At 59.6% G+C, this 17,632-nt stretch carries 16 protein-coding genes and 1 other RNA gene; 3 read left to right on the top strand and 14 right to left on the bottom strand.

Annotated elements, in window-relative coordinates; all coding sequences use genetic code 11:
- Positions 1-14 precede the first annotated feature (14 nt).
- Positions 15-797 (bottom strand): MaoC/PaaZ C-terminal domain-containing protein, encoded by a 783-nt coding sequence (locus ACOZJV_RS16860; protein ID WP_078469737.1) that lies wholly within the window; start codon positions 795-797, stop codon positions 15-17.
- A 2-nt stretch (positions 798-799) separates the two neighbouring features.
- Positions 800-2,068 (bottom strand): beta-ketoacyl-[acyl-carrier-protein] synthase family protein, encoded by a 1,269-nt coding sequence (locus ACOZJV_RS16855; RefSeq protein ID WP_421548070.1) that lies wholly within the window; start codon positions 2,066-2,068, stop codon positions 800-802.
- Positions 2,069-2,509: 441 nt separating this feature from the next.
- On the opposite strand from ACOZJV_RS16855, the gene ACOZJV_RS16850 reads away from it, so the two are divergent.
- On the top strand, positions 2,510-3,190 hold the full coding sequence (locus tag ACOZJV_RS16850) for an acyl-homoserine-lactone synthase (protein ID WP_201129393.1): 681 nt from the start codon (positions 2,510-2,512) through the stop codon (positions 3,188-3,190).
- Between the two features lies 1 nt (position 3,191).
- Here the strand turns inward: ACOZJV_RS16850 and ACOZJV_RS16845 are convergent, their stop codons facing one another.
- From ACOZJV_RS16845 to ACOZJV_RS16795, 11 genes are all read right to left on the bottom strand, one after another.
- Entirely contained in the window at positions 3,192-3,920 is a 729-nt protein-coding gene (locus ACOZJV_RS16845; RefSeq protein ID WP_421548069.1) for a helix-turn-helix transcriptional regulator, read from the bottom strand.
- A gap of 221 nt (positions 3,921-4,141) precedes the next feature.
- Positions 4,142-4,390: a hypothetical protein gene (locus ACOZJV_RS16840; RefSeq protein ID WP_421548068.1), complete on the bottom strand. Its 249-nt coding sequence runs from the start codon at positions 4,388-4,390 to the stop codon at positions 4,142-4,144.
- Positions 4,391-4,571: 181 nt separating this feature from the next.
- Positions 4,572-5,006, bottom strand: coding sequence for a DUF2388 domain-containing protein (locus ACOZJV_RS16835; protein WP_421548067.1), 435 nt, complete (start codon positions 5,004-5,006; stop codon positions 4,572-4,574).
- A 61-nt stretch (positions 5,007-5,067) separates the two neighbouring features.
- Entirely contained in the window at positions 5,068-5,445 is a 378-nt protein-coding gene (locus ACOZJV_RS16830; protein WP_153050199.1) for a hypothetical protein, read from the bottom strand.
- Positions 5,446-5,941: 496 nt separating this feature from the next.
- Positions 5,942-6,335, bottom strand: a transfer-messenger RNA (tmRNA) gene (gene ssrA / locus ACOZJV_RS16825).
- 88 nt (positions 6,336-6,423) lie between these two features.
- Positions 6,424-6,711: a hypothetical protein gene (locus tag ACOZJV_RS16820; RefSeq protein ID WP_078469766.1), complete on the bottom strand. Its 288-nt coding sequence runs from the start codon at positions 6,709-6,711 to the stop codon at positions 6,424-6,426.
- 216 nt (positions 6,712-6,927) lie between these two features.
- Positions 6,928-9,738, bottom strand: coding sequence for an FAD-binding and (Fe-S)-binding domain-containing protein (locus tag ACOZJV_RS16815; protein ID WP_078469767.1), 2,811 nt, complete (start codon positions 9,736-9,738; stop codon positions 6,928-6,930).
- Complete coding sequence (locus tag ACOZJV_RS16810; protein ID WP_421548066.1) at positions 9,735-10,406, bottom strand: LutC/YkgG family protein; 672 nt, start codon at positions 10,404-10,406, stop codon at positions 9,735-9,737. The genes ACOZJV_RS16815 and ACOZJV_RS16810 overlap by 4 nt, the downstream gene beginning before the upstream one ends.
- Positions 10,403-11,860 carry a LutB/LldF family L-lactate oxidation iron-sulfur protein gene (locus tag ACOZJV_RS16805; RefSeq protein WP_078469769.1) on the bottom strand — a complete coding sequence of 486 codons (1,458 nt, stop codon included), beginning with the start codon at positions 11,858-11,860 and terminating at the stop codon, positions 10,403-10,405. The genes ACOZJV_RS16810 and ACOZJV_RS16805 overlap by 4 nt, the downstream gene beginning before the upstream one ends.
- Positions 11,857-12,681: a (Fe-S)-binding protein gene (locus ACOZJV_RS16800; RefSeq protein WP_421548065.1), complete on the bottom strand. Its 825-nt coding sequence runs from the start codon at positions 12,679-12,681 to the stop codon at positions 11,857-11,859. Before ACOZJV_RS16800 ends, ACOZJV_RS16805 begins: the two co-directional genes overlap by 4 nt.
- A 148-nt stretch (positions 12,682-12,829) precedes the next feature.
- The gene (locus ACOZJV_RS16795; RefSeq protein WP_078469771.1) at positions 12,830-14,524 is read right to left on the bottom strand and encodes a lactate permease LctP family transporter; all 1,695 of its coding nucleotides are present in this window, start codon (positions 14,522-14,524) and stop codon (positions 12,830-12,832) included.
- 260 nt (positions 14,525-14,784) lie between these two features.
- On the opposite strand from ACOZJV_RS16795, the gene ACOZJV_RS16790 reads away from it, so the two are divergent.
- Positions 14,785-15,552, top strand: a complete 768-nt coding sequence (locus tag ACOZJV_RS16790; protein WP_421548064.1) for an FCD domain-containing protein — start codon at positions 14,785-14,787, stop codon at positions 15,550-15,552.
- A 74-nt stretch (positions 15,553-15,626) separates the two neighbouring features.
- Here ACOZJV_RS16790 and smpB read toward each other — a convergent pair whose 3' ends face one another.
- On the bottom strand, positions 15,627-16,109 hold the full coding sequence (gene smpB, locus ACOZJV_RS16785) for an SsrA-binding protein SmpB (RefSeq protein ID WP_020299934.1): 483 nt from the start codon (positions 16,107-16,109) through the stop codon (positions 15,627-15,629).
- 118 nt (positions 16,110-16,227) lie between these two features.
- Between smpB and ACOZJV_RS16780 the strand changes: the two genes are divergently transcribed.
- The gene (locus ACOZJV_RS16780; RefSeq protein ID WP_078469773.1) at positions 16,228-17,631 is read left to right on the top strand and encodes a sodium-dependent transporter; all 1,404 of its coding nucleotides are present in this window, start codon (positions 16,228-16,230) and stop codon (positions 17,629-17,631) included.
- Position 17,632: the final 1 nt, after the last annotated feature.

Below are 17,632 nucleotides of genomic sequence, written 5' to 3'. Positions count from 1 at the left end.
GCTCCTTGGTGGGGTTAAAGGGTTTTTGCCATCAGCCCGAGGGTGATGGTCATGACGTGGCGATCGCTGACATGCACCCCAAGATCGAGGGTGCCCACGGCCTTGCCGGGGCTTTCGATCAGGTTGATGTTGCCGATCTCACAGCGAATATCGGTCTGCAACCCGCCCAGGGAACGCAGCGAGGTGCAGAAGTTGATCTGGTGGCTGGTCTGCACCACCAGCAGGTCCGACAGGTCCTCAAGCCGGTTTGGTCTTTCCCGCTGCCGGAACTGCGCTGACAGGGAGTCGAAGACCACCCCCATGTGGTTGCGAATGAAGTGGGAAAAGATCAGCGCATCGAGCGCAACCCAATCATCGAAACCCTGGCCCAGGCCCTGGCGAAATTCCGCGAGCCAGGCCGTCACTTCCTCCCTGACCAGCAGAAAGCCCGCAGTGCTGGAGGACCAGAGCGGCGCGTCGACGATGCGCACGTGGCCGATCATGTGTTCGCTGTTGCCGATGCTCGACTGCAACTTGAACGCCGTGCTGTCGCTGCGCTCGCGGGTCGACAGGGCAACCAGGCTGTCGCGCAGCACCGGCGTCTTGAGCAGCGCCTTGAACTGCATCCAGTCCTGGGGCAGCACCGGGTTGACGCGGCCCATGCGCTGCTTGACCGGCAGCAGCGCGAGCATGCCGTGCACCACCACATCGGCGGCGTCCATGCGGCGCGCGGCTTCCAGGTCGAAGTGAATCGGGTTGCGATCACCGGAGAGGCCGGCCCAGGCCTCGATCTGCTCGGCTGCAAATTGCAACTGCATGCTCAAACCACCTTGCGCAGCATGATGCCGGCGTTGGCGCCGCCGAAGCCGAAGCTCAGGTTCATCACGTTGTTCAGGCTCTGCCCATGCAGGTGCTCGTTGGGCACGTAGTTGAGGTCGCACTCGGGGTCGGCCTGATCCATGTGGATCGTCGCCGGGATGGTGCCGCGGGCCATGGCCTTGAGGCAGAACACCGCTTCCATGGAACCGGCAGCACCGATCAGGTGGCCGGTGTAGGACTTGGTGCTGGACATCGGAATGCCGTACGCGGCGTCCCCCAGGGCGAGCTTGATCGAGCGGGTTTCGTTGACGTCGTTGAGCGGGGTCGAGGTGCCGTGCAGGTTGATGTAGTCGATCTGCTCCGCCTGCACGCCGGCCTGCTTGCAGACCTCATTGATCACCCGTACCCGGGCCTGCATGTCTTCGGCCGGGGCAGTCATGTCGTAGGCATCCGAATAGTTGGCGTAGCCGGTGATCTCGCCAAGAATCTTCGCGCCCCGGGCCCGGGCCGACTCGTAGTCCTCCAGACACAGCACCGCCGCACCCTCGGACAGCACGAAGCCGCTGCGGCCCTTGCTGAACGGGCAGCAGGCCAGGCGGGTGTTTTCCTGCTCTTTGCTCAGGGCCTGGATGACATCCACCGACCACACGTTGAACTGCTCTTTCAGGGACTCGCTGCCACCGGCAATCATCACCTTGGCGCGGCCGCTGCGAATCGCCTCGTACGCTTCGCCGATGGCGATGGTGCCCGTGGCACAGGCCGCCACCGGGCTGTTCTGGATGCCGCGCATGTTCCAGTTCATGGTGATGCCGGCCGTAGCCGCATTGCACATCGACATGACCGTGGCGAAGGAGGTGGAGATGCCGTGGGCACGGTATTCGTTGTTATTGCTGTTGGCGGTGTCCAGGCCGCCCCACCCGGTGCCCAGGATCACGCCGCGATCGAAGGGCGAGACGATCTCATCCAGAGGCGTATCACTGAACGCCATGCGGATCGCCTCATGGGTCGCCACCAGGCTGTATTTGGCGAACAGCGGCAACATCTTGGAGATTTTCTTCGAAAACGGACGCATCGCCGCATGCCCGAAGTCATCGATAAAACCAAAGTAACGGGCGTGGATGCTCGGATCATCGAAGGTGTGCTGACGGTAGCCCACCTGGTAATCCATCATCGCGTCCCAGATAGCGTCGGCATTCTCGCCAAGCGAGCAGATGGCGCCATAACCGGTTACCACGACCCGGCGCGGTTCTGAAGAAGCAGACTTTTCCATGATCTTCCCTGTTTCGATGTCTTTGGCTTGAATGCCGCACAGCATGAAGAAGCCTGATCCAGACACTCAGACTGTCATTGGCATAGTTGGCGATAGAGGCAGATGGAGTACTTTGAATTACAAGCGATGACGGCAACTTAGAACAATCGTCCAATATTGAAAGTTCATCGTGCAGCGTCATCCGGGCTTAACCACTGCCCGGCATAAGTTGTCGTAATTGCCAGGGCAGGACAACTGTATCTAGGTACAGATAGGTGATTAAAATCAAAGTGCGCAGGCGCCAACTGCACTAAGGTACAGGTCGCTACTGAACGGATATTGATAAACTAAGGAAAGTCGTTGGGGGTTATCTTCGATGTGCGGAAGTTAATGCCTTGCGCTCCTGTACCCATCGCTCCACTTAGTACTTAAGTACTACATTCATGGAAGAACGTTAATAATATGAACGCTATCGATTTTTACACGCTTGACTATAGTGCGACGCCCCATGCCTGGGTCGCTGACTTGTATGGCCTGCGCAAGGAAGTATTCGCCGACCGTCTGAATTGGAAGGTCAATGTAAACAACGGCATCGAGTTCGATGAATACGACAACGAGCGCACCACCTACCTGATTGGCACCTGGGAGGGCATTCCCCTGGCCGGCCTGCGGCTGATCAACACCCTGGACCCCTATATGGTCGAAGGCCCGTTCCGTGATTTTTTCCGCTGCGAGCCCCCAAAACACGCGCTGATGGCCGAATCCAGTCGCTTCTTCGTCGACAAGATCCGCTCTCGCCACCACGGCCTGGCCCAGGTCCCCCTGACCGAAATGCTGCTCTTGAGCATGCACAACTACGCCGCGGCCAAGGGCCTGGAGTCGATCATCACCGTGGTCAGCAACGCCATGGGGCGGATCGTGCGCAACGCCGGCTGGCACTACGACGTACTGGATACCGGCGAAGCCTCGCCAGGGGAAAAAGTGCTGCTGCTGGATATGCCGGTCAACGAGCTGAATCGCCAGCGCCTGCTGGCCACTATTGCGCGCAAGCAACCCCTGTCAGCGGCACAGGCCAGCCTGTGGCCGCGCCCTCTGCAGGCTGGCGACAGCCCGCTCGATGTGCCCGAGCGGGTCAGTGCCTGAATCAGAGGATGCCTTGGCGCTGAGCCTCATAAACCGCCTGTTTGGCATTGCAGACCTGTAGCTTGCCGGCGATGTTGGACATGTGAAATTTTACCGTCCGCTCGGAAATCGCGCAGATCAGCGCGATTTCCCGGTAGGACTTGCCCATCATCACCCACTTGAGTACCGCCATCTCCTTGGCCGAAAGCGGGCCGCTCTGGAGCTTGGCAAACCACTCATCGACCGTCCGCAGGCTCAGCAGCCGGCGATGAAAGCGGATCAACGCCATCTGGATCTGCGCTTCCTGGTCGGCCATGCGTCGCTCAAAATCGGCTTGCGGCCCTTTGTTGCAAAGGCTCAACGAACTGAACAGGCCGCAGGGGTCATGCAAGATAAAGGTGGCGCCGGAGCAGATTCGGTGTTGAGTGGAGCGGCGAAAAAACTCCCGGCTCTTTTCACAGGACGCGCTCTGCAACGCATCATCCCAGGAAAAGGGCGCGCAACTTTTAAGCGCGTGATGAATGATCGGGTCGATCAAATGATAGCTGGCGTCCTTATAAGCTTTGAGCCAGGGCAAGGGGTAGTTTGAAACAATAAGAGGCGCCGCCTCACGATTACGAGGAACGGCAAAGTAGGCATAACTTAGCCCTTGCAGCTCCCCCAGCTGCATTTCAAGTTCAGATTGTAAACAGACGTTTGAATGACCTTCGTCGACTGGGACGAAATCAGCGTATTTGAATTGACTATCCATGTCATGAGCTCATTATCCATCAGGATTAAGCGAACTTTGCTCAAACATTGAAGACAATGCAAGATTTTTCATTACGCCGAGCAAGTACGTACATGCCACTGACATACAAGGCGTTTAATGCCGGTACAAGCGGACAGACGGTATTCGACCAAGGCCTAATATAAATCGACGAGACTAACTAGACGGTTTGTTTAGAAAACGATTGAAGTAAACAGTTGCTTTTAACAACCTTGCTGTTTGAGGTTGAAAAACGCTGCCTTGATCCAAAGCCGGAGCATTTCTGCTTGCGGTTCGGTGATTATTGCCGAGCTGTTCCGTTCAGATTGTGCTGGTGAATTTTTAACAAAAGTTGCTCGTCTTTCGGTCATCTGCCTCATACCTCCAGCAACAAAAGCCCCATGCACCTCCCTAACAATCCACACCAGAATATCGGCGATCTCTATCGCGACCACCGCCAGCGCCATGGACATTCGCTTCGACCACCCGCAACGCCCGGTGCACCTGGAAGCCGGCCAGCAGACCGATTTCAGCCGCGCCCTCATTTCGCTCATCGTCCCCTGAACAAGACGGGGATGTGTGGCACTGGACTGTGGGGTGAGCCGTATTTGAGAAACAAGAGGCCTGTGGCTGTGGACAGTTTGGAGGTCTACATCAGAATGAAGTAGCGATCGCCAGGGCCAGTTGTTGGTCGGTCATCAAGGGCGGGGTGTATGTCGTACGGTAATACCGCACTGCTTGCTCAAACTGAGCGCCGCGAATATCGCCATCTGAACCGACGAACGCAAGTGCGTCAGCTTTTGCAGGTTTGAAATTTTTAGCAGCCAGCTCAGAAAACCCGGTGGTTGCAGAAAGGACCGTGGTTGGGGCTAGCGTTATCATGATCATCGATTTTTCATAGGAATCATCGGACCGCTCAGTGGCATGAGCGCTGATCGAAAACGTGAGGGCGGCAGCCATAATCTTCCATGAGTCCATTCTTCGTTGCTTCCATTGCGATCCGAGGTCGCGACGATAGCAAATCAGGGTATCGCCAGAAACAAGAAGCCCGCGCAGTGGCGGGCTACAGAACACAGATCGGTAGCGCATCAGTCCGACTCCCAGGCCTTCAACCTGGTCAAGCCGAACTTGAGTAGCGGGATAGCGGCTTCTATCGCAATACAGTCAACTTGCTTTGGCCACAAACCAGCGGCTCGAAGTGGTGATGAGTCTCGGCTCCCATGACGAAGCCACAATCCAGCGTCACCCTGGTTCCATTTGGCAAGTTTTCTCCGTCGTCTAACGCGAACTGCACACGATCTGCAGTGACTACATTTCCGATATCGGTCCGAACGGTCTTCTGCTCATCCAGAACCAATGCGGTATATCCAATTTTTGCAGGAGGTTTGATTTGCCCCAGTGGGTCGTTCGCGGCAAGCGTAAAAACGCGTCCTGTAAACTGCATGGGATTTGGTCCCGGCGGCGTAGGTGTCTCAGCTGCTGATACCGCAAGTGAAAACAGCGCCGGAATGAGCAAAAGTGATTTCATGATTTTCCCTTCACAGATCGAAGCCAAGCGGCATGCAGCAAATATATGGCTATAAGCCACCTGTCGAGTCAATAGCTTGCCCAGGAGTTCGCGATGGGCGCCGGGCACTCTCCATGGTTAGGCAAACTTATCGAGAGCACGCCTGTACGCGTACCTCAAAGCCCAATTGATGCGCTCGCTTAGCCGCAAGGTTCAGTTGCGGGCATCGTTTTGTTCAGCCTTAGTAAAAGCAGATTGCTCTGCGGGCTTCCCAGGCTTACGGCAGGGCGTTTACCTGCGGACCTTCAAGCGCGGTCGCAAAAATTAGCATGACCTCGATTCGTGTTGGAAAAACGGGACACCCAGCGTGCCAATCAAGTCGGGCCGACTTGTTGCGGCACTACATACTCAATACAAATGCTGTCATTAAGCTGGCATAACCGAGCCAAAACCATCCATCCAGGCACAAAAAAGGCACTTGCGATAAACGCTAAGTGCCTGATTTGTGTAGCTTGTTTGGTGGAGCCGGGGGGATTTGAACCCCCGTCCGCCAGTACTCCGCTGTCGGTACTACATGCGTAGCCGTGTCTATTAAGTTAACCCTCAGCGACCCGACGGGCAGGGTGCTTTGGGCGAGTTGTGTAAGTTTTAGCCGCTTCGTCCACAACGTACTGCACGGCGATTCTGTTCTATATGACAATCACTTTGGGTTTACAGACATCCCCTGATGATTGCTGGACCCGAAGGTACCAGGAGGGAAGGGCTAAGGCTGCTTACGCAGCGAGAGCGTATTCCCCGTAGGTTTCGTCATTGGCAACTATAGGAAGTTGCAACAGTGGATTTACGAGTTCTGTTACCAACTCGGCATGCACCTAAAGTTTCGCAACCGGCGTCGAATCCTAAACGGCCCCGAACCTGCTGTACGTAACCAGCAGGTCGACACAGTGTACGCCAACCGGGCTCAGAAGGCCAACCCGAAGGTTGACCTTGAGCGGTTGCTTACTGATCGCCCTTGGTGTTGTTCTGCAATTTCTGGATCGCCTGGGTGGTCAGCGAGATGCAATTCTTGGTGCCTTCCTCGGTGCCTTTGGCTTTCTCGGCGGTTGCCTGTTGAACCGACGCGTCGATGTCGTTGCTCAGTTGCTCGCTCATGGCTTCAGTGCTGACTTTGGCGTCGCGGATTTTTTGCAGGTTGATCTGACACAGGTCTTCCTGCGCGGCCGCGAACACCGGGGAGGCCAACATTGCCGCAGTAATGAACAGTCCAGCCAATGCAGAACGCTTCATAAGGTATCTCCTTGAACGATTAGTCTCGGTGCTGCCGATTAATCAGGACAACCTGCCGAGGTCGGTTATAAGCCTCATTCACTGGGGCCTAAGCAGATGACTATAGCCGCGCGCAGGAATTCGGTTTTTTTTACTCCGGTTATGAAAAAACCACCTGGCTAGTGCCGGGGGCACTAAAAAGGGGCAAAAATGCCCCTTTTAAGTCAGGTTGATGCCTCAGGCCACCTTGGCCCGGGTGACCCTGTCCACCAGGTACACCAGCCCGTGATAGTCGATGCCGCCGTGCTGGCTGAGGCCGATTTCACAGGTGCGGCTGGTGGAGATCCCTTCGCTGCAATGCTGCACCGCGTCCTTGAGGCTACGCAGTGAGTGGGCATTGAGTTCGGGGGTGGTGAAGCCCTTGTCGCCGGCGAAACCGCAGCAGTGGATACCCTCCGGAATCACCACGTTGCTGCTGCAGCGCCGGGCCAGGTCGATCAGGGCCTGGCTTTCTCCCAGGTGCTGGGTGCTGCAGGTGACATGCACTGCGATAGGCGCTTCCTGGGGGGTGAATTCCAGCCGATCCATCAGGTGGGTGCGGATGAAACGTACCGGGTCATACAGGTCCAGGCGCACATCGCCCAGGTCCTGTACCAGGCGCAGGGTGCACGGGCTGGTGTCGCAGTAGATCGGGTCGAGGCCGCCACGGCTGGCGTGGAGCAGGGCGCCGATCAACTCCTGGCGCTTGTGTTCGGCCTGCTCCGCATAGCCTTTGGAGGCGAATGGCTGGCCGCAGCAGAGGCTGTCCGGATTGTCGGGGATCACCACCTGAAAGCCGGCTTTTTCCAGCAGGCCCCGGGTCTTGTCGTAGAGCGACATCTGTTCCTTGTCGCCCGCTGCCGGGCCCATCACCCGCGAGACGCACGCCGCCAGGTACACCACCCGTGGGCGCTGATCGCTGACGCTGGGGCTGAAACGGATGGCCTTTTCCGGTTGCGGCATGGCGCTGGTCCATTGCGGGACCTGACCCTTGGACAGCTTGCTCAAGGACGCCGACAGCCTGGCCAGGCGCGGAGCCCCCAGCAGCATGCGCGCGCCGTTGGCCACGTGCAGGGTAAAGCGCGCGCCCTGCAAGGTGGTCGCGAAGTGATTGCCCAGCCAATCGGCGGTCTTGCCGTGGTTGGCGCTGCGGCTGCGCAGTTGCTTCACCAGCTCCCCGGTGTTGATGCCCACCGGACAGCGTTGCGCACACAGGCCCGTCGCGGCGCAGGTGTCGATGCCCTGGTACTGATAGGCCTCTTCCAGTTCGCGGGTGTCGATGCCGGCACTTTTTTTCGCCTGGATATCACGCCAGATGACGATGCGCTGGCGCGGACTCAAGGTCAGCCCCTTGGACGGGCACACCGGTTCGCAGAACCCGCACTCGATGCACTTATCCACAATCTCGTCCGCCGCCGGCAGCGGCTTGAGGTGCTTGAGGTGGATTTGCGGGTCGTCGCTGAGCACCACGTCCGGGTTGAGGATGCCGTTGGGGTCGAGCAGACGCTTGAGTTGCCACATCAACTGGTAGGCATCGCTGCCCCATTCCAGCTCGACAAAGGGCGCCATGTTGCGCCCGGTGCCGTGTTCGGCCTTGAGCGAACCTCCGAACTCCACCGCCACCAACTGCGCCACGTCATCCATGAACGCCTGGTAACGCGCCACTTCTTCGGCACTGTTGAAGCCCTGGGTGAAGACGAAGTGCAGGTTGCCCTCCAGGGCATGGCCAAACAGGATCGCCTCGTCGTAATGGTGTTTGTCGAACAGCTCGATCAGGCGGTTGACGCCGATAGCCAACTGTTCGACCGGGAACGTCACGTCTTCGATGATGACCGTGGTCCCGGTTTTACGCACCGCGCCCACGGCGGGGAAGGTGTCCTTGCGGATTGCCCAGAGCTTGGCGTTTTCCTGCGGGTCTTCGGTGAAGTCCACCTGCTTTTCCACCGGGAAGGCAGCCAGGGAATTCATGATCTGCGCCAGTTGCTCGTGCAGCAGCGACGACGACGCGGCGCGGGACTCGATCAACAGCGCGCAGGCACTGGCCGACAGTTGCTGGACAAAGGCCGGCATCCCGGGCTTGTCCTGCACCGAGCGCAGGCTGCGGCGGTCCAGCAGTTCCACGGCCGAGACCGGTTGGCTCTTGAGCACGGTCACGGCGTTGCAGCAGGTTTCCACATCGGGGAACACAATCAGCGCCGACGCCTTGTTCGGGTGGTCGATCACCGTGTCGTAGGTCACTGCGCTGATAAAACCCAGGGTGCCTTCGGAGCCCACCAGCAGATGGCTCAAGATATCCACAGGCTCGTCGTAATCCACCAGGGCATTGAGCGACAGGCCGGTGGTGTTTTTCAGGCGGTATTTATGGCGGATCTTGGCCGCCAGCTCGGCATTGGCCCGCGTCTCGCGGCCCAGGGTTGCCAGGCGCTCCAGCAGTTCGCCGTGGCTGTTGCGGAACGCGGCCACGCTGTTGGCGTCTTCGGTGTCGAGGCGGCTGCCGTCGGCCAGTACCAGGCGGATCCCAGCCAGGGTGTGATAGGTGTTTTGCGCGGTGCCGCAGCACATGCCGCTGGCGTTGTTGGCGACGATACCGCCGATCTTGCAGGCATTGATCGAGGCCGGGTCAGGGCCGATCTTGCGTCCGAACGGTGCCAGCCAGGCATTGGCCTGGGCCCCGATCACCCCCGGTTGCAGACGGATCTGCATGCCTTGCCCGCGGATTTCTTTCGCGTTCCAGTTATCCCCCAGCACGATCAATACCGAGTCGCTGATGGCCTGCCCCGAAAGGCTGGTGCCGGCGGCGCGGAAGGTCACCGGCACGCGGTCACGCTGGGCCAGTTCGAGCAGGGCGACCACTTCGTCTTCTGACTCGACGCGGATCACCAGCTTGGGGATCAGCCGATAAAAACTGGCGTCGGTGCCAAAGGCCAGGGTCGAGAGCGGGTCGTCGAAACGGCGCTCCTGGGGAATCAGTTGCTGCGCATCACGCAGGAAAGCGGCCGGTAGGCTCATTGGTCCTCCAGGATCAGTACCACCAGGTCTTTCGGGCCGTGGGCGCCGTAAGCCAGGACTTGCTCGATGTCGGCAGTCTTCGACGGGCCGGACACCAGCAGGGCATTGGTCGGCATGCCGGCAGCCCAGTTCATCTGCTGCTGGACCTGATAAAAGTTGTCGCGAATTTCACTGGCCTTGAGCAGGGCAAAATGCACCGGCGGCACCAGGCTCATCAGGCGCGGCTCTTCCCGGGTTGGCCACAGGATCAGGCTGCCGGTGGCGGCAATTGCGCCGAGGGTGGTGGTGAGGCTGGCCGGGGTGTCATTGAACAACTCGGCTTTCCACTCTTCCACGGGCCGGTCGTAGGCCTTGAGTGTCGGCAGATCCGAGTGTTCAGCCCAGTACGCGGTGACACGCTGGCCGTGGGCCGTGGTGGGGGCGATCAGCAGGCTGGGCAATTGCCGGTCCTTGAGCAACTGGGCCAGCAGCTCGGGCCAATCGGCGCCGGTGCTCAGGTGGATTTCGGTGTGCACCGCTTCCATCAGTTTGCGCAGTTGCGGGATGCGTTGTTCCGGGCTGTAGGTGTAGGGCTTGGTCACCAGCGCTTCGTCGAAGTTGTCCGCCACCGTGGTGGTGCCGGTCAGGCTGTGGCGCAGCTTGGCGAGGATGTTCTGTTTGGCGCTCATCGACGGTCCTCCTGTTTGGCCAAGTGCTCGCGGGCCAGGTCATGCAGTGAGCGAGCGGCAGGTTTCGGCGCGCTGTGGTTTTGCGTCCAGGGCCCGACATTGCCTGGCGTCAGCCCACGCAGGCGAGTGGCGGCCAGGAGAAACAGCCGATAGAGCGTGGGCGAGCTGTTGAGCCGGGCCCAGGCGTTCCAGATGAAGCGTTCCTTGCGCGAGTACTTGCTGCCTTGGCCGCGCATCACTTGATGAGGGCTGTCCGGGGCCTTGACGTTTTCTTCGCGCAGGCGCCGCAGCAGCGCCGGGATCGGGATCTTCACCGGGCACACTTCACCGCAGGCGCCGCACAGCGACGAAGCGCTGGGGTGATCCGGAACCTTGGCCAGGCCGACCATGTGCGGGGTGATGATTTTGCCGATCGGACCGGGGTAGACCTCGCCGTAGGCGTGGCCGCCGATGCGGGTGTAGACCGGGCAGTGGTTCATGCAGGCGCCGCAGCGGATGCAGTTCAGGGTCTGGCGCAGCTCGCTGTCGGCAAAGGCCTGGCTGCGACCGTTGTCCAGCAGCACCAGGTGCACTTCCTGCGGGCCGTCGAGCTCATGCGCCTGGCGTGGCCCGGAGATCATATTGACGTAGGTGGTGATGGGCTGGCCGAGGGCCGAGCGGGTCAGCAGCGACAGCAGCGGCACTACGTCGCGCAGGTTCTCGACGACTTTCTCGATGCCGGTGACGGCAATGTGCACCGGCGGCACGGTAGTGGACATGCGCCCGTTGCCTTCGTTTTCCACCAGCAGCAGGGTGCCGGTCTCGGCCACTGCGAAGTTGACGCCGGAGACGCCGATGTCCGCTTCGAAAAACTTCTGCCGCAAGACCTTGCGACCGATCTGAATGAGTTGGTCAACGTCCTTGGTGTACTCCACGCCAAGTTTGTCGTGGAACAAGGACGCGACCTGACCGGCGTTCTTGTGGATCGCCGGCATAATGATGTGTGAAGGCTTCTCGTGGTCGAGCTGGACGATAAATTCGCCCATGTCCGACTCAAGGCATTCAATGCCTTGTTCAGCGAGGACATGGTTCATTTCCATCTCTTCGCTGACCATCGATTTGCCCTTGATCACTTGCCGAGCCTCGTGAGCGCGGATGATCGAGAGGACGATGCCATTGGCCTCGTCCACCGTTTCCGCCCAGTGCACTGTCACACCGTTGCGGGTCAGGTTCTGTTCAAGTTGCTCGAGCAGGTCGGGCAGCTTGGATAACGCACGGGCGCGGACAGCATTGCCCAGCGCTCGCAGATGTTCCCGCTCGTGGGCATCGCTGAACGACGCCGCACGCTTGGTCATCAATGAATCCATCGCACTGCGAAAGTTATTGCGCAGTTGCGTATCACCCAGGGCCTGGTGGGCCCGGGTACGAAAATCTTCCGACACGGCAACGGTCGGTATCAGCTGCGGCGTGCTCATTGGCCACCCCCGGTACGCTGCCAGAGGAAGCTTGCCAGGTGTTGCCCACGCAGCGCGGCCTGTTGTTTCTCCAGCGAGCCGTTGATGTTCATCAGGCAGCCACAGTCGGCGCTGAGCACCTTGTGCGCGCCGGACTCTTTCAGCGAGCGGGTCTTGTCCGCCACCATCGCGCCGGAGATGTCTGGCATTCGGACGCTGAAAGTTCCGCCGAAGCCACAGCATTCGCTTTCATGGCTGTGTTCGACCCGTTCCACATTGCCCAACTGCGACAGCAATTGGCGGCCATGCAGGTGGGTGTTCATTTCCCGACGTGCCGAACACGAGGTGTGCAGCGCGACCTTGATCGGCTCGCCGCTGTCCTTGAGTTGCACCTTGCATACAAACAGCAGGAACTCCGCCAGCTCGTAGGTCCGCGCCGCGAGGGCCTGAACCTGTATCAGCATCTGCGGCTCATCCTTGAACAAGTCGGCGTAATGCTCGCGCAACATCCCGGCGCAGGAGCCGGACGGCACCACCACCGGATAGTCCCCGGCAAACAGCGCCAGTTGCGAGCGCGCCACGGCCCGTGCCTGCTCGGTATAGCCCGAGGTGTAGGCCGGTTGTCCGCAGCAGCTTTGTCCTTGCGGGTACTCGACGCGAATGCCTTCGCGCTCCAGCAGATGAATCGCGTCCATCCCGGCTTCGGGATAGAACAGGTCGACCACGCAGGTTCCGAACAGATAGACCTGCTGCGGTTTTTCGCTGGGGTACTGGCGTGGTTCGGCCAGCGGCGGTGCGACGCGGGTCGCATTGGGCACGGCGTTGTAAAAAAGCTCGCTCATCAGGCGTGTCTCCGGGTGGTCCCGGTTATCCGTCCGCTGAGGCTGCTGATAGTAGAGAGGCAAACTTTCAGCAGCCTTGCAGACCCGGTTGTGAATTGCTTGCGCCGGGGGCTGGCCCGGCGCAGGTTCTTGCGTCTACGTGTCGCGCTTAGTGCACCAGCATGCCGGTAAACCAGTAAGCCTGGGCCAGGGTGATGAGACCGACAATAGTGGCAAAAAACAGACTGTGCTTGAGGGTAAAGCGGAACAGGTCGGATTCCTTGCCCACCAGGCCGGTCGCGGCGCAGGCCACGGCGATCGATTGCGGGGAGATCATCTTGCCGGTGACGCCGCCACTGGTGTTGGCCGCCACCAGCAGGGTGTCATTGACCCCGATCTGGTGCGCGGTGGTGGCTTGCAGCGAGCTGAACAGGGCATTGGACGAGGTGTCCGAGCCAGTCAGGAACACACCGAGCCAGCCAAGGAACGGCGAGAAGAACGGGAAGGCCGCGCCGGTGCCGGCCAGGACCAGGGCCATGGTCGAGGACATGCCGGAATAGTTGGTGACAAAGGCGAAGGCCAGCACCATGCCGATCGACAGAATCGGCCAGCGCAGCTCGTAAAAGGTCTCTTTCAAAGTGGTAAGACCAGTTTTGAAATCGATCTTCAGCACCAACATCGAGATCAGCGCCGAGAAGAAAATCGCAGTGCCGGTCGCGGAAATCGGGTCGAGCTTGAACACCGCCGGAATCGCGGTCGGGTTGGTGACGATCGGTGCGACCTTGATCACCATCTGATCCAGGTGCGGAATCGCGAAGTTGAACACCCAGCTGTACATCGAGCCACCCGCGGCGAACATGGCCTTGAAGGGCTTGAGGGTCCAGATGGTCACCAGCACGGTCAGGATCAGGAACGGCGACCAGGCCTTGAAGATTTCACCCAGGCTGTAAGGCGAGGCCACGGTGCTGCGCGGCAGGCCGAAGCCGCCGGCGCTGGCAGTGATTGCGGTGCCTGAGGTCGCGCCGGCGATTTGTGCGCCCGCGCTGCGTTTTGGCTGCCAGACCTTGAGGAACAGGGTCAGGGAAATCAGGCTGGCCAGGGCCGAGGTGATGTCCGGCAGTTCCGGGCCGATGAAGTTCGAAGTGAAGTACTGGGTGATGGCAAAGCTCAGGCCGGCGACCAGCGCGGCAGGCCAGGTTTCTTTGACCCCGCGCATGCCGTCCATCATGAACACCAGCCAGAACGGCACGAACAGCGACAGCAGCGGCAGCTGGCGACCGGTCATCGCGCCGATCTTGAACGCGTCGATACCCGTCACCTGGCCAGCGACGATGATCGGAATCCCCAAGGCACCGAAGGCCACGGGCGCGGTGTTGGCAATCAGGCACAGGCCGGCGGCGTACAGCGGGTTGAAGCCCAGGCCTACCAGCAGCGCGGCGGTGATCGCCACCGGCGCGCCGAAGCCGGCTGCACCTTCGAGGAAGGCACCGAAGCAGAAGCCGATCAGCAACACTTGCAGGCGCTGGTCGTCGGTGATCGACAGTACCGAGCTGCGGATGACTTCGAACTGGCCGCTTTTTACGGTCAGCTTGTAGAGGAAGACAGCGGCGACAATGATCCAGGCGATAGGCCACAGACCGTAGGCAAATCCATAGCCAGCGGCAGCGAGGGCCATGTCGACAGGCATCTGGAAGGCAAAGATCGCCACCAGAATCGACAAGGCCAGGGTAATGCTCCCGGCGACGTGTCCTTTGAGGCGGAACACGGCCAAAGCCAGGAAGAAGAACACGATCGGGATAACGGCGGCGAGGGCGGACAGGCCGAGGCTGCCAAGCGGACTATAGAGCTGTTGCCAGGTTTGCATATGGGGTGGCCCCTAATTGTTGTTGGTCAGGCACTTCGATGTGATGCGGTAAATTGGTAAGACCAATTTACAATCACTGTTGGCTAGGGTAAAAGCCTTGTGTGGGATGTGTCAATTTGCCGCCCTAAAACTTTTGTCGAATGCGCTATGTGGCGAGCATCTGATCGGTTCAATCGAGCAGCGTCTGGTAGGTGTCGGCCCGGCCTCAATAGGCCAGAATAGAGAGCCCGGCACATGGTCGGGATGGTGGAGAGTGGGTTATGGGGTTTGATCAGATACGTCAGCGCCGTTTGTCTGACGATATTGTCGAGCGGCTCGAGGGCATGATCCTTGAGGGCACTTTGACGTCAGGTGAACGCTTGCCGGCCGAGCGGGCCTTGGCCGAACAATTTGGCGTGTCACGTCCTTCATTGCGCGAGGCGATCCAGAAACTGACAGCCAAGGGTTTGCTGATCAGTCGCCAGGGGGGCGGTAACTATGTGGTCGATTCCCTCGGCTCGACCTTTAGCGATCCGCTACTACACCTGCTGGAAAGCAACCCTGAAGCCCAGCGCGACCTGCTGGAGTTTCGCCACACCCTGGAAGCCTCTTGCGCTTATTACGCGGCCTTGCGCGCCACCGAGGTGGACCGCGAGCGGCTGACGGCAGCGTTTGAGGAACTGCAGGACTGTTACAGCCGCCCAGGCGATAGCAATCGGGTCGAAGAGGGTGCCGCCGATGCCAGGTTTCACCTGGCCATCGCCGAAGCCAGCCATAACGCGGTGTTGCTGCACACCATTCGCGGGCTGTTCGACCTGCTCAAGCGCAACGTTGTGACCAACATCGGTGGCATGTACAAGCAGCGCACGGAAACCCGCGACATGCTGATCAGCCAGCACCGTGATTTGTATCTGGCGATTATCGAAGGGCGCGCGGAACAGGCGCGGGAAGTCTCCAGTCGCCACATTCTGTATGTGCAGGAAGTGCTGGAGGAAGTGCGTCAGGAAGTTCAGCGCATGGCACGCGCCGAGCGGCGCAAGGGGATGTAGGCGGGGTAAACGCCGGCAGCCAGCTCCTGGGTCAGGAGCCGGCATGCCGGTGGCAAGTGGTGCAGGTCGAGGTCTTACTCTTCCTTGCCCTTGTTGCGCACGGCGCGATGCAGCTCACGATTGGAGTCGCGTTCGCGCTCGGTGTCACGCTTGTCGTATTCCTTCTTGCCCTTGCCCAGAGCGATTTCGCATTTGATCAAATGCTTGCTCCAGTACAGCGACAGGCAGACACACGCGTAACCCTTCTGCTGCACCGCGGCAAACAGCTTGGCCAGCTCGCGCTGGTTGAGCAGCAGCTTGCGCGTGCGTACCGGGTCGGCAATGACGTGGGTGCTGGCGGTGGTCAGTGGCGTGATATGGCTACCCAGCAGCCAGGCCTCGCCATCCTTGAGCAGCACGTAACTGTCGACCAGTTGCGCCTTGCCCGCCCGCAGACTTTTTACTTCCCAGCCGGCCAGGACCAGACCAGCCTCGAACCGATGTTCGATGAAGTAATCGTGTCGCGCCTTTTTGTTTTGCGCGATGGTCCCTGTTGGGTGTTTCTTCTGATTAGCCATAGGGGCGGCATTATAGGGAGTTGCAAGGCTGTCGGCTACGGTGAAGCTGCGTGCTTGAGCCCTATGAGTGAATCCCGGACAATGCGCCCTCTTTTTTTATCGGTTGGGCGCGTTAACGATGTCGTCAGACAAGGTTTCTGTCCACGGCGGCTGGGCTAGCCGTTGGGTCTTCATACTCGCCGCGACGGGTTCTGCCGTGGGCTTGGGCAGTATCTGGAAGTTTCCCTACATGGTCGGCGTCTACGGTGGCGGTGCCTTTGTCCTGATGTTTCTGCTGTGCATTGCCCTGATCGGCATCCCGGTGATGCTGGCAGAAACCCTGATCGGCCGGCGCGCCCGACAAAGCCCGGCCAATGCCCTTAAAGTGCTGGCGACCGAAGCCGGGCACTCCGCCAAATGGTCCTGGGGTGCCTTTGCCGGGATGATCACGGCGCTGCTGATTCTTTCTTTTTATAGCGTGGTCGGTGGTTGGTCGCTGGACTACATCATTGATATGGGGCGCGGCGATTTCCAGGGCGTGACGGCTGACCAGGTCGGTGCCTACTTCGCCTCGGTCACGGCCGACCCCTGGCGCCTGACGCTGTGGCACAGCTTGTTTATGCTGCTGTCGGCCCTGGTGATCGCCAAGGGTGTGGTCGCGGGGCTGGAGCGCAGCCTGCGGATCATGATGCCGCTGCTGTTCGTGATGCTCCTGGTGCTGCTGGGTTACAGCATGACCACCGGGCATTTCATGCAGGGTGTGCACTTCATGTTCGACTTCAACCCGGAAAAGGTACTCGACGGATTGCTGCCGGCCATGGGGCACGCGTTCTTTTCCCTGAGCGTGGGTGTCGGTTCGATCATGATCTATGGCGCCTACATGCCGAAGAATGCATCGCTGTCCGGTACTGTAGTGGGCGTCGCGCTGCTCGATACTTTTGTGTCGCTGGTGGCTGGGCTGGCGCTGTTTCCGATTGTGTTTGCCGCCGGGCTCAACCCCAGCGAGGGGCCGGGGCTGATGTTCGTCAGCCTGCCATTTGCCTTCGGTAATGTGGCGTTCGGGCAGTTGATGGGCGTAGTGTTTTTTGTCCTGGTGGCCATTGCTGCCTGGAGTTCGGCGATTTCCTTGCTCGAACCCATGGTGGCTTATCTGGTTGAGAGGACTAAAATCCGCCGCGCCTGGGTAACATTCTGGCTGGCCTTTAGCTGTTGGTTCGTGGGATTGGGGACGGTTTTCTCCTTTAACATCTGGCAGCAGGCCAAATTTTTCGTGAACGAAGGCGGGGTTTTTCATCTCTACCAGTGGGGGGCGGCCAGCGGCCTGGACCTCTTTGGAGTGATCGACTTCTTCACCTCGCGGATCATGCTGCCTCTCGGTGGTTTGTGTTTCGTGGTGTTTGCTGGCTGGGTGATGGGGCGCGATGCGGTTCGTGATGAACTGTCGATGCGCAGCCCTGTGTTGTTCGCCTTGACCTTGTTTTTGATGCGCTATGTAGCGCCCATCGGCATTCTTGTAGTGTTTGCCGCCCAGCTGTGGAAATGAC

Source organism: Pseudomonas sp. QD4 (assembly GCF_049199125.1).
GTDB lineage: Bacteria > Pseudomonadota > Gammaproteobacteria > Pseudomonadales > Pseudomonadaceae > Aquipseudomonas.
The sequence above is the reverse complement of the archived record's forward strand: the minus strand, read 5'-3'. Positions and strand labels throughout refer to the sequence as shown.

What these genes read in the sequence shown, in the direction of transcription:
- ACOZJV_RS16860 (WP_078469737.1), bottom strand. Translation starts at nt 797, where the DNA reads ATGCAGTTGCAATTTGCAGCCGAGCAGATCGAGGCCTGGGCCGGCCTC.
- ACOZJV_RS16855 (WP_421548070.1), bottom strand. Translation starts at nt 2,068, where the DNA reads ATGGAAAAGTCTGCTTCTTCAGAACCGCGCCGGGTCGTGGTAACCGGT.
- ACOZJV_RS16850 (WP_201129393.1), top strand. Translation starts at nt 2,510, where the DNA reads ATGAACGCTATCGATTTTTACACGCTTGACTATAGTGCGACGCCCCAT.
- ACOZJV_RS16845 (WP_421548069.1), bottom strand. Translation starts at nt 3,920, where the DNA reads ATGGATAGTCAATTCAAATACGCTGATTTCGTCCCAGTCGACGAAGGT.
- ACOZJV_RS16840 (WP_421548068.1), bottom strand. Translation starts at nt 4,390, where the DNA reads ATGTCCATGGCGCTGGCGGTGGTCGCGATAGAGATCGCCGATATTCTG.
- ACOZJV_RS16835 (WP_421548067.1), bottom strand. Translation starts at nt 5,006, where the DNA reads ATGCGCTACCGATCTGTGTTCTGTAGCCCGCCACTGCGCGGGCTTCTT.
- ACOZJV_RS16830 (WP_153050199.1), bottom strand. Translation starts at nt 5,445, where the DNA reads ATGAAATCACTTTTGCTCATTCCGGCGCTGTTTTCACTTGCGGTATCA.
- ACOZJV_RS16820 (WP_078469766.1), bottom strand. Translation starts at nt 6,711, where the DNA reads ATGAAGCGTTCTGCATTGGCTGGACTGTTCATTACTGCGGCAATGTTG.
- ACOZJV_RS16815 (WP_078469767.1), bottom strand. Translation starts at nt 9,738, where the DNA reads ATGAGCCTACCGGCCGCTTTCCTGCGTGATGCGCAGCAACTGATTCCC.
- ACOZJV_RS16810 (WP_421548066.1), bottom strand. Translation starts at nt 10,406, where the DNA reads ATGAGCGCCAAACAGAACATCCTCGCCAAGCTGCGCCACAGCCTGACC.
- ACOZJV_RS16805 (WP_078469769.1), bottom strand. Translation starts at nt 11,860, where the DNA reads ATGAGCACGCCGCAGCTGATACCGACCGTTGCCGTGTCGGAAGATTTT.
- ACOZJV_RS16800 (WP_421548065.1), bottom strand. Translation starts at nt 12,681, where the DNA reads ATGAGCGAGCTTTTTTACAACGCCGTGCCCAATGCGACCCGCGTCGCA.
- ACOZJV_RS16795 (WP_078469771.1), bottom strand. Translation starts at nt 14,524, where the DNA reads ATGCAAACCTGGCAACAGCTCTATAGTCCGCTTGGCAGCCTCGGCCTG.
- ACOZJV_RS16790 (WP_421548064.1), top strand. Translation starts at nt 14,785, where the DNA reads ATGGGGTTTGATCAGATACGTCAGCGCCGTTTGTCTGACGATATTGTC.
- smpB (WP_020299934.1), bottom strand. Translation starts at nt 16,109, where the DNA reads ATGGCTAATCAGAAGAAACACCCAACAGGGACCATCGCGCAAAACAAA.
- ACOZJV_RS16780 (WP_078469773.1), top strand. Translation starts at nt 16,228, where the DNA reads ATGTCGTCAGACAAGGTTTCTGTCCACGGCGGCTGGGCTAGCCGTTGG.